Here is a 15,636-nt window from a genome sequence, read left to right on the forward strand (position 1 = left end):
ATTTTTCTTTTCCTGGCCGCGTTTTATGTTAGCTGTTTTATGTTTCCTGACTTTCATCAGGCTATGCGAGCAATATCGTTCATAATAGCGATACCCATTATCATAAACAGAAGCACGCCACCGATTCTGTAACCCCACTCCTGTACCGCATCAGGTACAGGCTTGCCGGTAAGCCATTCCACGATGTAAAACATCAGGTGACCACCATCTAGCATGGGCAAGGGTAGTAAATTAATTATGCCTAAATTCACACTGATTAAGGCAAGAAAGCTCAAAAAGTAAGCCAAGCCGTAACCGGCACTGGTTCCTGCTCCTTGAGCGATGGATATAGGCCCACTTAAATTTTTCACCGAAACATCGCCGGTAACCAATTTGCCTATCATCTCAACACTGAGTGTCATTAAGCGCCACGTTTTATCTAGCGCTCTTCCAACGGCCTCTACTATGCCATATTGATGGGTAAACACATACCCTTCAGGCCAAGCTTCAAACGTTGGACTGACCCCTAAATACCCAGTTTGCCCTTCTGGTGTATCGCGGCGCGCTATCGTTGCACGCAGTTGCTGGGGTTGTCCATCCCTTTCAATCGACAATACAACCGAATCTCCAGGGCTTTCAACAATCACATCAACTAATGCCTGCCACGTGGTTAATTCATCACCATTTAAAGCGAGTAATTTATCACCTGGTTGCAAACCAGCCTTTTGTGCTGCACTGTCCTCTCCAACAAAACCCACTTCCAAAGTTGGATTAGGACGAAAAGGGGTTATTCCTAGACTGCTTAAAGGAGACTCGCTATCAGGGTCAAAGTTCCAACCCTCAAGTGTAAATGTTACTTCTTTTTCTGTTTTATCTTGGGTCAATACAGTAACTAGCGCTGATTCTTGACCAATATAAGACACCACTTCAAGGTTCACCGCCTCCCAGTCTGGAGTACTACGGGAGCCTACTTTAATGACTTCATCGCCTTTCTCAATACCTGCTTGAGCAGCAATACTTTCAGGCTCAATATTACCAATAACGGGTTTTACGGTTTGTAGGCCAATTAAAAACATCAACCACAATGCAAACACAGCAAAAATAAAATTCACGCCAGGCCCAGCAAAAATAATGGCCATGCGCTGCAATACTGGCTTATGGTTAAACGCTTTGTGTTCTAATTCTGGGGGTACATCGTCAATTCGCCCATCAAGCATGCGTACATAGCCACCAAGCGGGATCATAGCAATCACATACTCAGTGCCTGTTTTACTGGTTCTACGCCAAAGCGGCTTGCCAAAACCAATAGAAAAACGCTCTACTTGCACGCCGCAACGCCGCGCTATGTAGAAGTGTCCCCACTCATGTACCGCGACTAAAATACCTAACGCGACAATAAATGCACCTAAGCTCCATAAAAATCCTAACACGTGAACTTACCTCTAATGACTTGGTCTGCTGCCGCGCGGGCGGCAGTATCCTGTTCAAGGATTTGTTGGATAGATGAAACGGTTACTGGTTCCATTTTGTTTAGGGTTTCTTCATTGACTACTGCAATATCCGTAAACCCTATTTTCCCCTCTAGAAAAGAGGCAACCGCTATTTCATTTGCAGCATTTAAACGGGTGGTAGCTGCCTGCCCTTCTCTACATGCATCAATGGCGAGTTTTAAATTAGGATAGCGCGTGAAACACGGCGTTTCGAAACTAAAATTAGCCATATCGGAAAAATCTAATGGCTTAACACCAGCATCAATGCGAGATGGGTAGGCAAGACCATAAGCAATGGGGGTACGCATATCTGGGTTACCCAGCTGCGCTATAACCGAACCGTCTACATACTGCACCATCGAATGAATAAAACTTTGTGGGTGGACCACCACTTGAATGTCGTCTGGTGAAGCACCAAATAACCAACAGGCCTCGATAAACTCAAGCCCCTTGTTCATCATAGTGGCCGAATCTATCGTGATTTTACGCCCCATAGACCAATTAGGGTGGCTGCTCGCTTCATCAATCGTAATAGCATTAAAGGAACTCAATTCACGCTCTCTGAAAGGTCCCCCTGAGCCTGTTAGCAAAATCTTGCTAATACCCGCCTTCTCCAATTCGCCATACTCATAACCTTGAGGGAGACATTGAAAGATAGCGTTATGCTCACTGTCTATAGGTAAAATTTCAGCGCCGCTTTGTGTTGCAGCATCAATAAATAATGCACCAGACATCACTAGCGCTTCTTTATTTGCTAATAATACCTTTTTGCCCGCTTTTACCGCCGCTAATGTAGGCAGCAAACCTGCCGCCCCCACTATGGCAGCCATCACGGTATCGATTTCGGCTGCACAAGACACGTCTTCTAATGCTTTAGCGCCGCAAAGTATTTCAGCGGTAATGTTGTATTCTGCCGCCAGCCTGCAAGCCTCTTTGTACTTAGCTTCATCAGCCACTACTACGAATCGAGGACAACACTTTTGCGCTTGCTGCATGAGCAATTCAAGCTGGCCATTGCCGGTGATGGCAAAGGTGCGGTATTTTTCAGGGTGGCGATTAATAACATCGAGGGTATTGCAACCAATAGAGCCGGTTGCCCCTAAAACAGTAACGGTTTGCATCACGCCATCCATGTTACATAACAGAACGCAAAGACTGGAAATGCAGCGGTTAAGCTATCTATTCTGTCTAAAACCCCGCCGTGTCCAGGCAAGATTTTTCCACTATCTTTAATGCCAGCGCACCGTTTTAGCATGCTTTCGTTAAGATCACCTAATGCTGAAACCGCCACGGTAACGCCGCCGATAATGAGGTGCAACCAAATACGAGAAGGCTCAACTTGATAGTGCAATGCAGCAAAAGCGATAATGGCAAATGAAGCAGCAATGCCACCTAAAAGACCTTCTAAGCTTTTACCCGGAGAAACATTAGGACGCAGCTTGTGGCGACCAAATTTAACGCCAACAAAGAAAGCGCCTATATCTGCTGCCCACACAATACCTAACACGTAGAAGATAAGTGATGCGCCATAAAAGGGGTCGACATCGTGCAAGCTGGTACGAAGGGCAATCACCGCCACCCAAGTTGGAATTAAGGTCAGTAAGCCGAACACGGTACGTACACTGCGGCTTTCACGCCAAAACTTAGTGTATTTAGGATAGGCTATAACCATGAATAGAGACACTATCCACCACACTACCGCTACACCTAAAATACCGTGATATAAATCGTGAAGCTGGCCTTGATACCAAATAACGCTGGTATCGACAATAAAAGATAAGCTGATGCAGATAGCGAATGCTGCTGCCATAAAGAGTATTTTTTTAGGGCGCTCACATATGCCGGACATATTAGCCCATTCATAAGCCCCTATGGCAACCACACCGGAAATCGCAATTTCAAACCAGAAGATAGGCAGAAACAGTATGGAAAATAGCGCCAAAGGCGCGAGAATTAACGCTGTTATTATTCTTTGTTTTAGCATAATTGGCTCTCGGCTCCTGTGCTCAGGCCTGCCCTGATGCCTGCCTGCATAGAATTAGCTGCTGGCAGTATCAATTTGTTCACCGGTAAGACCGAATCGTCGTTGGCGAACATTAAAATCATCTACGGCTAATTGAAAAACATCTTCATTGAAGTCTGGCCATAGCACATCGGTAAAATATAATTCGGCGTACGCACACTGCCATAATAAAAAGTTGCTGATTCGGTGTTCACCACCTGTGCGTATAAGAAGATCGAGTTCAGGAAGGCTTGCCGTAGAGGTATGTTGATTAAAAACTGCCTCATCGATGTCTTGAAGCGACATTTCACCTTGCTTGACTTTTTCAGCCACTTCTCTAGCGGCATTAACAATGTCCCATCTGCCGCCGTAATTGGCTGCGATATTGAGGACAAGATCGTTATTACCAGAAGTCATTTCTTCCGCTTTGCGGATTTTTCCAACCAACTTGCTATCAAAAGCACTTAAATCGCCTATAACTTTTAAGCGAACGCCATTTTTATGGAGTCGTTTGGCTTCACTGTTTAATACTAAATTGAACAGTTCCATCAATACACTGACTTCTTCTTCAGGCCGCTTCCAGTTTTCACTTGAAAAAGCGAACAAGGTTAAAGAATCAATGCCAGTTTGACGAGCAAAGCGCACCACTGCTCGAACAGACTCAACACCTGCCTTGTGCCCGAAGGTACGAATTTTCCCTTTCTTTTGCGCCCAACGACCATTGCCATCCATAATGATGGCAACATGTTTAGGGCCAGCAACGGTTGCTGGCCCTACTGTATCAGTCGTTTTGGCTGCGTTTGACCGCTTCCCAATCATAATACTTGTTACACTTCCATCAGTTCTTTTTCTTTAACAGCAAGCATGCCGTCAACTTTCTTAATGAAGTCATTCGTTAAAGACTGAATATTTTCTTCCGCTGCGCGGCTTTCATCTTCGCTGATTTCTTTCTCTTTAAGTAATTCTTTTACGTCGCTGTTAGCATCTCGGCGGATGTTTCGAATTGAAACTCGACCGTTTTCTGCTTCATTGCGCACTACGCGAATAAGGTCTTTACGACGCTCTTCGGTAAGCGGAGGAAGTGGAATTCGAATAGAACCACCAGCGCTCATTGGGTTTAATCCCAAATCTGCCTGCATAATTGCTTTTTCAACAGCTTGAATAGCACTTTTATCAAAAACCGTCAGTGCTAATGTACGGCTGTCTTCCGCAATGACGTTAGCGACTTGCTTTAGCGGTGTATCTGTACCGTAGTAAGGTACCATAATGCCATCTAATAAGCTTGGATGAGCACGGCCTGTACGAATTTTGCTAAACTGGCCTTTAAGTGCACTGATGCTTTTATCCATACGCTCTTGCGCATCTAATTCAATTTCATCAATCACGTTATATTTCCTATTTTCTTAATTAACTATTGTCAGCGTGACAAATTAGGGTGCCAACTTGCTCACCCATAACAACACGTTTCAAACAACCTGCTTCGTTCATGTTAAATACACGAATAGGAAGGCTGTGATCTCTAGCAAGTGTGAACGCTGACAGGTCCATCACTTTTAATTCTTTCTCAAGGACTTCTTGATAAGAAAGTTGATCGTACAAAGTAGCATCTGGATTCTTAACCGGATCATCGCTATAAACGCCATCAACTTTTGTGGCTTTTAGCACGGCATCGGCTTCAATTTCAATTCCGCGAAGACAGGCGGCTGAATCGGTCGTGAAGAAAGGATTGCCAGTGCCCGCAGAAAAGATAACCACGCGGCCAGATTTTAATAAGCTAATCGCTTCTGCCCAATTGTAAGCATCGCACACGCCGTTCAAAGGAATAGCTGACATCATACGCGCATTAACAAAGGCACGATGCAGTGCATCACGCATGGCTAAGCCGTTCATTACGGTAGCAAGCATACCCATGTGGTCGCCTACAACGCGGTTCATGCCTGCTTTTGCAAGCCCTTCGCCGCGGAACAAGTTTCCGCCACCAATAACCAAGCCTACTTGAACACCTAGTTCAACAAGTTCTTTGATTTCTTGGGCCATACGGTCAAGTACTTTAGGATCGATGCCAAAGCCTTCTTCACCCATAAGGGCTTCGCCACTTAGCTTTAACAGAATGCGTCGATATGCTGATTTCGGTGTGATACTCATTATTCGATATGTCCTCGTAAACCCATTTTGTCTTATGCTTTTCTATTATTTACACACTGCTTTTGCAGGTAAAAAGAATAGGACAAAATGCTTTCGTAAGCGTTTAAAGATTTTACCGTTTTGCACTCTACCTTACCTTAGCAAAACCGTAACCCGCGGGTAGTAGCTATAAAAAAGCACCTCCGAAGAGGTGCCTTGTAGTTTATCTGACATTAACACAATGCAAAAGATAAACGCCCAATTATTTCTTGGCCGCTTCCATTTGTGCTGCAACTTCTGCTGCAAAGTCTTCGGTTTTCTTCTCGATACCTTCACCAACTTCGAAACGTACGAAGTTAACAACATCAGCAGAGTTGTTTTTAAGCAACTCAGCAACGCTGATTGAAGGATCTTTAACGAAAGGCTGACCAGTTAAGCTTACTTCACCAGTAAACTTCTTCATGCGGCCTGCAACCATCTTCTCTGCGATATCAGCTGGCTTACCAGACTGCATTGCAATACCGATTTGGATTTCTTTCTCTTTCTCAACAACTTCAGCTGGAACATTTTCAGGCTTAACGAACTGAGGGCTAGCCGCTGCAACGTGCATTGCAATGTCTTTAGCCAACTCTTCGCTGCCACCAGTAAGAATTGAGATTACGCCGATACGACCGCCGTGCACGTATGCACCTAGTGTATCGCCTTCAACGTTAATAACGCGACGAGGAGAGATGTTTTCACCGATTTTCGCCACTAATGTGTCACGAACGTCGCTTACTTTAGCACCGTTAAGTTCAGACGCATTCAACGTGTCGATATCGTTGATGTTGTTCGCTGCTGCTATTTCTAGCAACTCGTTACCAAACTTAAGGAAACCTTCGTCACGTGCTACGAAATCTGTTTCACAGTTAATTTCAAGCATAGTCGCGCGACCGTCTTGAACTTTAGTAAGGATTACACCTTCAGCTGCGATACGGCCTGCTTTTTTAGCTGCTTTCGCTTGGCCTGATTTACGCATGTTTTCAATGGCTAGCTCAATGTCACCATCCGTTTCAACCAGGGCTTTCTTACAATCCAGCATACCTGCGCCTGTACGCTCGCGCAGTTCTTTAACTAGTGCTGCAGTCACTGCCATTTTTCAATTCCTCAGCAATAAATATAAATTCGGTTAGGTAAAAGGGGCGTTATCGCCCCTCTCAATACGTTTCGTATTGTTGCACTATCATATGCTTTTGATATGACAGTAAAGCGAACAGAATTACTCTGCTGCTTCTACGAAGTCGTCTTGCTCAGCTTGTGCTTCAAGGTTGCTTTCGCGACCAGAAATCACAGCGTTAGCAGCGGCATCCAAGTAAAGTTGAACTGCGCGGATTGCATCGTCGTTACCAGGAATGATGTAATCAACACCATCTGGGTTAGAGTTAGTATCCACAACACCAACAACTGGAATACCCAGGTTACGTGCTTCTGTGATAGCAATGTGCTCGTGGTCTGCATCGACAACAAAGATAGCGTCTGGCAAGCCGCCCATATCTTTGATACCGCCAAGGCTGTTTTCAAGCTTTTCCATTTCACGCTGAAGCATTAGGGCTTCTTTTTTGGTCAGCTTTTCGAAAGTACCGTCTTGGCTTTTCTGCTCAAGTTCTTTCAAACGCTTGATTGATTGACGAACTGTTTTCCAGTTAGTCAACATACCACCTAACCAACGCTTGTTAACGTAAAACTGGTCACATTTAACAGCTGCATCTTTTACCGCATCGCCAGCAGCGCGCTTAGTACCTACGAAAAGGATTTTCCCTTTCTTAGATGCTACGCTTGATAGGTAGTTAAGAGCGTTGTTGAAAAGTGGAACTGTTTTTTCAAGGTTGATGATATGAACTTTGTTACGTGCGCCAAAGATGTATGGTTTCATCTTAGGGTTCCAGTAACGAGTTTGGTGACCGAAATGCACACCGGCTTTCAGCATGTCACGCATTGAAACATTTGCCATTTTAATTTCCTCTCGGGGTTAGGCCTCCATATACCCATTGTATCGATCCCACCTAAGTAAATAAGTAGAACACCCCGATACGCAGTGTTGGTATATGTGTGTTTTAATTAAATTTAATTTACCCTTTTGACCAAACGCTTTTAAGGGCATTCCGTCAGGGCGCGCGCTTTATACCATATTACGCATACCCACTCAAGTTTTACTGCCAGTTTTGCCATTACTTGCATTCTTTAAGACTGCCCCTATACACATTCAATCCTAATGGCTAAAATATACCTATATAGATATATTCTGTGCGTTAACCTCTGCCCTATTTTACAAGCGGTAGCGTAACGGCCTAAATAAACGAATAGAGAGACGCTGTGTCAGCAATTATTAAGACCTCTGAAGAAATCGAAAAAATGCGCGTGGCTGGAAAACTAGCAGCCGATGTACTCACTATGATTGGACCCTATGTAAAAAAGGGTGTAACGACAGATGAGTTAAATACAATTTGTCATGATTACATTGTTAATGAGCAGCAAGCTATTCCTGCGCCATTAAACTATGGTCACCCGCCTTTCCCTAAATCAATTTGTACGTCTGTAAACCATTGCATCTGCCATGGCATCCCCTCGGACAAAAAATTGAAAGATGGTGACGTTATTAATATCGATGTCACTGTTATTAAAGATGGTTACCACGGTGATACTTCTAAGATGTTTACCGTTGGAAAGCCAACGATTATGGCAGAGCGTTTAAGCCGAGTTACACAAGAATGCTTATATAAAGCGATTAAAGAAGTAAAACCGGGTATGACATTGGGCGATATTGGTCATATCTGCCAAACCCACGCAGAAGCGCATAACTATTCAATCGTGCGCGAGTACTGTGGTCATGGTATTGGCGCGAGTTTCCACGAAGAGCCACAAATCGTGCATTACGGTAAGCCTGGCACTGGCGATGTGCTTGAGGCGGGCATGTGCTTCACCATTGAACCTATGGTGAATGCAGGTAAGCGTTACTCAAAAATTCTTCCTGACCAGTGGACGGTAGTAACCAAAGACAGAAGTTTAAGTGCACAATGGGAGCATACCTTACTGGTTACCGAAGACGGTGTGGAAGTATTAACATTGCGTGACGAAGAAGACCTTCCGCGAGTGATTTCACACAGTTAACGTTTTGCACACTGACAAATAATGGTCAGTTTCGATAAGCACTCTTTATTTAGTGTTTGAATCGCCTATATAAACATATAGCAGCTTAACTTTTTTGGTTGCTATATGTTTTTATACTTCTACTACGCCTTCATGCTTTTTTCCTTTCTTTCGTTGTTGGTTACGAATGTACATCACAGGTTTTTAGCAGGAACGACAGCACACTAGTTACCACGCTATTCCTCTGAGCTATCGCATTGACTGTTACTTTCAGTCCTATTGCTATCAGTCCTATTGCTATCAGCCCTATTGCTATCAGTCCTATTGCCCGCCTTGAAAATAGCGCTGTCATATTTCATCTTATGCTTGCAGCATACCTATAACATTTTCGTATATTTATTCACAATATTGCCTTGGGTATGCAACTAATCGGCACTGCGATTTCGTTTCATTTCATGGTAAGGTTCAGTGTGTTCAAAAAGCTGTACGCATAGAAGGTGTAATTTGACGCTGCAATCCCTAATAAAAAATATTGATCAAATAACGTCGGTTGACGACTTAGTTGCCATCAAGTCGTGTGTAGAAGATAGCTATGCATGGATAAAAGCGTCATTCGATAGCATTCCTGTTAACCAACTTGTGACTGGGCGTGCACAATTCGTTGATGCCCTTTTGTGCCATTTGTGGCACCTCTACGGTTTAGACAATGAAAGTGAATTAGCATTATGTGCCGTAGGTGGCTATGGACGCGGGCACCTTCAACCTTATTCCGACATTGATTTGCTGATAGTGAGCAAACGAACCCTTAAGCCCGACACCCAAGAAAAAGTCAGTCGTTTTATTACTCTGCTTTGGGATATTAAGCTTGATGTGGGTCAGTCAGTACGTACCATCAAAGAAACCGTCAGCCTTGCCAAAGACGACATTTCCATTGCCACTAACCTCGTAGAAAGTCGATTGCTTTGCGGCAGCGAATCTATTTTTGAAAAGCTGTGGGATGAAGTAAACGGGCGAAATTCTTGGTCGAGTAAAGCGTTTTTCTCGGCCAAGTACGATGAACAAAAGCGACGTCACGCTAAATTTAACGGTACAGCGTACAACCTAGAGCCTAACATCAAAGAAAACCCAGGCTGTTTAAGGGATATCCAGTCTATTGGTTGGGTGGCAAAAAAACACTTTAAAGAATATGACGGCTGGAACCTAGTGGGGCACGGCTACTTTACCGAGCAAGAACACAGCGAATTAATCACCTGTAGAATGCATTTGTGGAAAATGCGTTGTGCCTTACATTTGGTTGCAGGGCGAAGTGAAAACCGCCTTCTTTTTGATTACCAACCTGATGTTGCCGCCATGCTGGGGTATGGAGAAGAAGGAAAAAGTTCAGTTGAAAAGATGATGCGTGACTTCTTCCGCACCGTTGCCCGAGTTTCTGAATTGAACCAAATGCTTTTGCAACGGTTCAAGTATGACATGCTTAATCAGAGTGTTCAGCGTACCGCGATTATTAACGAAGATTTCGAATTACTCGATAATATGATTTCGCCTCGCCATGAGAATGCTTTTTCTTCGCCAGAAGCCATTTTAGACTTTTTAAATGTGGTCACTAATACCCCTGAAGTTCAAGGTTTAAGCACCACTTGTATTCGCCAAATAAGAAACGCACATCGTACATTTGAGAATGCTTACTTTGTTGAGCGCCCCGCTTGCCGTGAAAAGCTCATGGTCTTGCTAAAACAACCCGACTTTTTTAATTTTGGTTGGGACATTATGCATCAGTACGGCATTTTACAAGCTTACTTACCTGAGTGGGATGCCATTGTAGGGATGATGCAATTTGATTTGTTTCACGCCTACACAGTGGATGAACATACGCACCGCTTAGTGAAGCACGTGAATTATTTTTTCTCGAAAGAGAACAAAGATTTTCCACGCTGTGGCCGTATCTGTCGCAATCTAGACAAGCCAGAAGTATTGTATATTGCTGCTATATTTCACGATATCGCTAAAGGTCGTAACGGCGACCACTCAACGCTAGGCGCCATTGATGTTGCTAAGTTCTGTGAACAGCATGATGTACCGGCGAACGACGCGGCCATGATAAGCTGGCTAGTGGAAAACCACCTGCTAATGTCGGTAGTGGCGCAGCGCAGAGACATTTACGATCCAGACGTTATCAGTGAATTTGCTGGCGCGGTAAGAAGCCACAACCACTTAAATTTACTTTATACCCTTACCCTTGCAGACATTCGGGCAACCAACGATAATTTGTGGAATGATTGGAAAGCATCTCTGCTTAGAGAACTTTATTTAATGACGCAAAAAGCATTAGATAACGGGTTACAGTGCCAAGTAACATTAAGTGAGCGAGTGACTACTCACAAATATCAAGCGCAACAAATTCTGCACGAACGCAGGGTTAGCTCTGAATCCATTGATGGATTATGGGCGCGGTTAGATGATGACTATTTTGTACGATTCAAGCCCACCCAAATTGCATGGCATACCGAAGAAATCGTTAAGGCTCAGGATGATTGGCTAACACCAGATAGCGACCAGCTTCTCGTTAAAGCCAATGACAACAGTGCAAAAGGCGGCACGGAAATTTTTCTTTTCGGTAAAGATAGAAAAGCCTTATTTGCACAAGTAGCTTCCGTTTTAGACAGTCGTAATTGCTCTATTCACGATGCCCATGTTACCGTAACCCGCGATGGCTATGTGTTTGACAGTATGTTGGTGCTTGAAAATGATGGTTCCAGGCTAACATCTGAGTCCCGAATTCAATCGCTAGAAAAAGCGATTAGCACCCAGCTTGAAAAACCAGGCCGTTCACACGAAAATAAGCGTAAACTACCTCGACAAATGAAACAGCTAGACGTGCCTACTAAAGTACGCTTTTTCGGTGTGAGCGATGAAGCGACACTCGTTGAGTTAGAAGCACTAGACGCGCCCGGCATTTTAGCTAAAATTGGCCATGCTTTTGTTGATACTAATGTCACCTTGAAGCTGGCAAAAATTGCTACTATCGGCGAGCGCGCAGAAGATATATTTATTGTCAGTAATGATGCTGGCAAAGCATTAACCCAAGAACAACAAGTGAGCTTGAAAAAGCGTATCTTGTTTAAACTCGATCAACTTGAAGATATCACGATACCATGAATGAATTGAAAGCCATTATTGAAGACGCCTTCGAAAACCGCGACAACATTAGCCCATCTTCTGCACCAGCAGAAGTGAAACAAGCCGTTGCCGATGCTATTGCTTTGCTTAATAGCGGTAAAGCGCGTGTAGCTGAAAAAATCGCGGGCGAATGGGTTGTTCATCAGTGGTTAAAGAAAGCCGTTTTGCTTTTCTTCCGCCTCCACAACAACGACGTTATTGAAGGCGCTGAAAGCCGTTACTACGACAAAGTGCCTTTGAAATACAGCAACTATACTGCTGAACAATTTGCTAATGATGGCGCGCGTATTGTGCCTCCTGCTGCAGTCCGCACGGGTACCTTCGTTGGTAAAAATGCGGTTGTTATGCCTTCGTACGTAAACATTGGTGCATTTGTTGATGAAGGCACCATGGTAGATACATGGGCAACGGTTGGTTCTTGTGCACAAATCGGTAAGAACGTTCACTTATCTGGCGGCGTAGGCATTGGTGGTGTTTTAGAGCCACTTCAAGCGAACCCTACTATCATTGAAGATAACTGCTTTATTGGCGCACGTTCTGAAATTGTTGAAGGTGTTATTGTTGAAGAAGGCGCAGTTATTTCAATGGGCGTTTACATTAGCCAAAGCACCCGTATTTACGACCGTGAAACCGGCGAAGTACATTATGGCCGCGTACCTGCGGGCTCTGTAGTAGTTTCAGGTAACATGCCAAGCCCAGACGGAAAGTACAGCCTATATGCTGCCATTATCGTGAAGAAAGTAGATGCTAAAACCCGTGCAAAAGTAGGTATTAATGCCCTACTACGTGGTGTTGAATAAGTCTGTATTCACGTATTAAACGTTTTGCATTAAAAAAGGGCGCCTAGCGCCCTTTTCTATTTTTTGAGATAATTGTCGAACCCCGTTACACGCCTAACTGAGCTTTAATACCGTTAACCCACTCAATAACCATGGTTTCAGGTTCAAGGGTCTCAAGGGCATCCACTTCTAGCATGTCGGCTACTGCTTTACCTTGCAGCTCTAATAACAATTCATTGAATTGACGACCGGCTCCACAAAAACTTTCCCCGTAACTACTATCACCTAACGCAGCAACAGCAAAAGGCTTGTCGTTTAGCAATGGAAACTCGTCTTTCAAATCAGAGAAGACAAATTCTAAGTTTGGTGGAACATCGCCTTGGCCAGTCGTAGAAGTAATCAATAAGATAGCGTCGGCATCGGTAAAGTCGCTTACTGAAGGATCGCTCTCAAGCTCGCAATCTACACCTTGCTCTGCAAGATTTTCTTCAACTTGCTCTGCTACATGTTGCGCATTGCCATACACGGTACCTGCAAAAATTTTTAATGTCGCCATTACTTCCTCATTATCTTTTCAAATCGTGTGGGTTTCCCGTTTAAGCATCACACTTTCTAGCCCAAACCTTAAACCTGATATTCTTGCCACGCATCTAACACTCGTTGCATTTCTGAATGCATTCTAACAAACACCGATAGCCACTTTCCGGTTATCGGGTGATAAAAACCCATCTGCGTACAACTTAAGGCCAAATTCTGAAAACTAAAGTGTGTTTGCAAAAATTTGTTCTGTTTTCCGTCTCCGTGGGTGGTATCTCCCAAAATAGGGTGCCTAATATGTACCATATGACGACGCAATTGATGTTTGCGTCCTGTCGAGGGCAAAAGTTTTACTAATGAATAGCGGGCGGTTTCATATTTACCTACGGCGAAAGGTAATTCATAGTTCGCTAAACTTTCGTATACCGTTGTGGCTTGCTGAGGTGCCTGCTGCGGGCGCTTATGTTTATCGGCAATTTTATCGTAACGATATTTGAGCGCATAATCGATGAGCCCTGAATGTTTAACATAACCACGAACAATAGCGTGATACTGCTTTTGCACCTGCTTATTCATCAACTGCTGGCCAAGCAGCGCCGCTGTTTTACTGTCAAAACTAAACAATAGTACACCGGATGTGGGCCTATCTAGTCGGTGAGCGGGAAATACGTGCTTGTTGAGCTGATCCCTTAATGTCTGCACGGCGAAGCGAGTTTCATGCCTGTCGATAGGACTTCTGTGCACTAATAAACCCGGCGGTTTATCAATGGCCACGATATGCTCATCTTGATATAAAATATTAAGCGGCGGGTATGGCTGCACACTATTGCTGCCAGCCTTTTCACTTGGGGTTTCACATTGGGTAAATGGAAATTCTTCAGGCATAAATTACTTCTTATTGCGTTCGGTAAGTTTATCAAGTGCAAGCAACTGAACTAGGATAGATTCGGGACAGTCTGGTGCATACATATGCGCTGCAGGGGAAATTGCCATCTTCCCTGGTAGCTGACCCATCGCTATTAAGTAATGACATTTAGGCACAAAAACATACGCCAGCCATTCGAAAAAAGACAGGGTATCAATAGCAAAAGGGGCAGTACTGGCTAATTGCGCCTTGCTAGGTGATTTGTTCGGCCACGTTTTAGTTTGGCGCATCGCTGTTTCTAGCGTATTTAAATGATACTCGAATTCTTCTATTAACTTCATCGTCATTACATGGTTTAAGGTTTGCCGTATAGATCTGGACGGCAGTATACCAGAGGCAGCACTCATTCCGCTCGCACCTTTAAAAGAACAATGCCTTTGCCTGTCGGCAACTAAAATATGCTAAACTTTGCGCCCTAAAATCAGTTTTATGAAGTGAGAACGCCTGAAATGAACGCAAACAGTATTAACTCTATCAGCGAATTTTTATTGCATGCAGGTACAGAATATATTGTTTTTGATATGGGTCGAAGACTTACCGCTTTAGACAATCAGGCGTTTTTGGATATTGAGAATGGCTCAACTGTTGCGCCCTTCCCTCGCCAGCAACATGCGTGGTTCGGCATTGTTTTTTGGAATAAAAATAGCTCAAATCAGCACTATATTTGGTTTATCAAACTCCCTCTAGACGAGCAGGGATTAGTGGTAGCGGCTTCAAGAAACCATTTTCTGCAAATTATTGTCGATGCACTAGGCCAATCAATTTCTGATGATTCTGAAGCGGCTAACACATTGCCAGATAATCCTTATTCATTTGTGCCCGCGCAGTCATTACTTGCGCAATTTAATGCACTGGTTCGCGCGAAGCTGAATCAGCCGATTAGCGTCAGCGCACAGTATGTTATCGCCTACGTGAAAGCGCCGCAGGTGGCTGACTGGCAAACCATTCCCTTACAGGCAATTGCGGATGTGGTCATTAGATTAGACTCAATGGAAAACGCTCAAGAAGTGCAAGACAGTGTGCTGCGTAACTTTTCACTTTTTGCCGAACCATTTCAACGGGCTTTTATGGAAATGGCCGAAGTTGCGAACGTATCTGAGCGGCTTAACCAATGCATGCTTTCAGTGTTAGACGGTGATGAAATAAGTTTAGCCGCGCTACGGGGTTTGTCTTGTGAGACCAAAAACGACACTATATATACGCAATTAGTGTCTCACTTTGAAGCTAAGAAATTGAACCGATTAGATATATTAAGTGTTATTGCTGCCCGCCATTTTCAGCAAATGGACGAGAAATTACTGCTGCTATTTTTTGAAGCGGTTGCCGAGGTCGATAACCAAGAAAACTATAATGGCGACGTATTCCGCGGCTTCTTCTCTGATCTTGTTCAAGTACCCCAGTTACGTGAATTAGTACTAGGCATACTAAGAACCCCAGAACGCAGTGACTTACTGGCCAGCGCAATTGGCACGCTGTTTTCACAAACTAAGGGGTAAT

The 15,636-nt window shown here is 44.0% G+C and carries 15 protein-coding genes; 4 read left to right on the plus strand and 11 right to left on the minus strand.

All coding sequences use genetic code 11. The features are described 5' to 3' along the window. Positions 1-56: 56 nt before the first annotated feature. The 8 genes from rseP to rpsB all read right to left on the minus strand — a co-directional run bounded on the left by rseP (position 57) and on the right by rpsB (position 7,585). Complete coding sequence (gene rseP, locus C7Y69_RS05290; RefSeq protein WP_126872028.1) at positions 57-1,409, minus strand: sigma E protease regulator RseP; 1,353 nt, start codon at positions 1,407-1,409, stop codon at positions 57-59. Beyond that, positions 1,403-2,590 carry a 1-deoxy-D-xylulose-5-phosphate reductoisomerase gene (gene ispC, locus C7Y69_RS05295; RefSeq protein ID WP_126872029.1) on the minus strand — a complete coding sequence of 396 codons (1,188 nt, stop codon included), beginning with the start codon at positions 2,588-2,590 and terminating at the stop codon, positions 1,403-1,405. Before ispC ends, rseP begins: the two co-directional genes overlap by 7 nt. Continuing rightward, entirely contained in the window at positions 2,590-3,453 is an 864-nt protein-coding gene (locus C7Y69_RS05300) for a phosphatidate cytidylyltransferase (RefSeq protein ID WP_126872030.1), read from the minus strand. Before C7Y69_RS05300 ends, ispC begins: the two co-directional genes overlap by 1 nt. A 54-nt stretch (positions 3,454-3,507) precedes the next feature. After that, entirely contained in the window at positions 3,508-4,290 is a 783-nt protein-coding gene (gene uppS / locus C7Y69_RS05305; protein WP_082604957.1) for a polyprenyl diphosphate synthase, read from the minus strand. Positions 4,291-4,298: 8 nt separating this feature from the next. Next, on the minus strand, positions 4,299-4,856 hold the full coding sequence (gene frr / locus C7Y69_RS05310; RefSeq protein WP_013785186.1) for a ribosome recycling factor: 558 nt from the start codon (positions 4,854-4,856) through the stop codon (positions 4,299-4,301). Between the two features lie 22 nt (positions 4,857-4,878). After that, positions 4,879-5,616, minus strand: coding sequence for a UMP kinase (gene pyrH, locus C7Y69_RS05315; RefSeq protein ID WP_013785187.1), 738 nt, complete (start codon positions 5,614-5,616; stop codon positions 4,879-4,881). A 241-nt stretch (positions 5,617-5,857) separates the two neighbouring features. After that, positions 5,858-6,730, minus strand: coding sequence for a translation elongation factor Ts (gene tsf, locus C7Y69_RS05320; RefSeq protein ID WP_013785188.1), 873 nt, complete (start codon positions 6,728-6,730; stop codon positions 5,858-5,860). Between the two features lie 123 nt (positions 6,731-6,853). Beyond that, positions 6,854-7,585 (minus strand): 30S ribosomal protein S2, encoded by a 732-nt coding sequence (gene rpsB / locus C7Y69_RS05325; RefSeq protein ID WP_013785189.1) that lies wholly within the window; start codon positions 7,583-7,585, stop codon positions 6,854-6,856. Between the two features lie 362 nt (positions 7,586-7,947). Between rpsB and map the strand changes: the two genes are divergently transcribed. The 3 genes from map (at position 7,948) to dapD (ending at position 12,698) form a co-directional block, all read left to right on the plus strand. Beyond that, on the plus strand, positions 7,948-8,742 hold the full coding sequence (map, locus tag C7Y69_RS05330; RefSeq protein ID WP_013785190.1) for a type I methionyl aminopeptidase: 795 nt from the start codon (positions 7,948-7,950) through the stop codon (positions 8,740-8,742). A gap of 483 nt (positions 8,743-9,225) precedes the next feature. Beyond that, on the plus strand, positions 9,226-11,877 hold the full coding sequence (gene glnD, locus C7Y69_RS05335; protein WP_013785191.1) for a [protein-PII] uridylyltransferase: 2,652 nt from the start codon (positions 9,226-9,228) through the stop codon (positions 11,875-11,877). Beyond that, positions 11,874-12,698, plus strand: a complete 825-nt coding sequence (dapD, locus tag C7Y69_RS05340; protein ID WP_013785192.1) for a 2,3,4,5-tetrahydropyridine-2,6-dicarboxylate N-succinyltransferase — start codon at positions 11,874-11,876, stop codon at positions 12,696-12,698. Before glnD ends, dapD begins: the two co-directional genes overlap by 4 nt. An 85-nt stretch (positions 12,699-12,783) precedes the next feature. On the opposite strand, the gene C7Y69_RS05345 is transcribed toward dapD, so the two are convergent. The 3 genes from C7Y69_RS05345 to C7Y69_RS05355 form a co-directional block, all read right to left on the minus strand. Next, positions 12,784-13,233 (minus strand): flavodoxin, encoded by a 450-nt coding sequence (locus tag C7Y69_RS05345; protein WP_013785193.1) that lies wholly within the window; start codon positions 13,231-13,233, stop codon positions 12,784-12,786. A gap of 68 nt (positions 13,234-13,301) precedes the next feature. Beyond that, on the minus strand, positions 13,302-14,099 hold the full coding sequence (gene truC, locus C7Y69_RS05350; RefSeq protein ID WP_013785194.1) for a tRNA pseudouridine(65) synthase TruC: 798 nt from the start codon (positions 14,097-14,099) through the stop codon (positions 13,302-13,304). A 3-nt stretch (positions 14,100-14,102) separates the two neighbouring features. After that, complete coding sequence (locus C7Y69_RS05355; protein WP_013785195.1) at positions 14,103-14,486, minus strand: YqcC family protein; 384 nt, start codon at positions 14,484-14,486, stop codon at positions 14,103-14,105. 102 nt (positions 14,487-14,588) lie between these two features. Here C7Y69_RS05355 and C7Y69_RS05360 point away from each other — a divergent pair, with 102 nt between their 5' ends. Continuing rightward, positions 14,589-15,635 (plus strand): DUF3549 family protein, encoded by a 1,047-nt coding sequence (locus tag C7Y69_RS05360; protein WP_013785196.1) that lies wholly within the window; start codon positions 14,589-14,591, stop codon positions 15,633-15,635. Position 15,636: the final 1 nt, after the last annotated feature.

This window comes from Alteromonas sp. KS69, from assembly GCF_003989595.1.
Lineage (GTDB): Bacteria > Pseudomonadota > Gammaproteobacteria > Enterobacterales > Alteromonadaceae > Alteromonas > Alteromonas naphthalenivorans.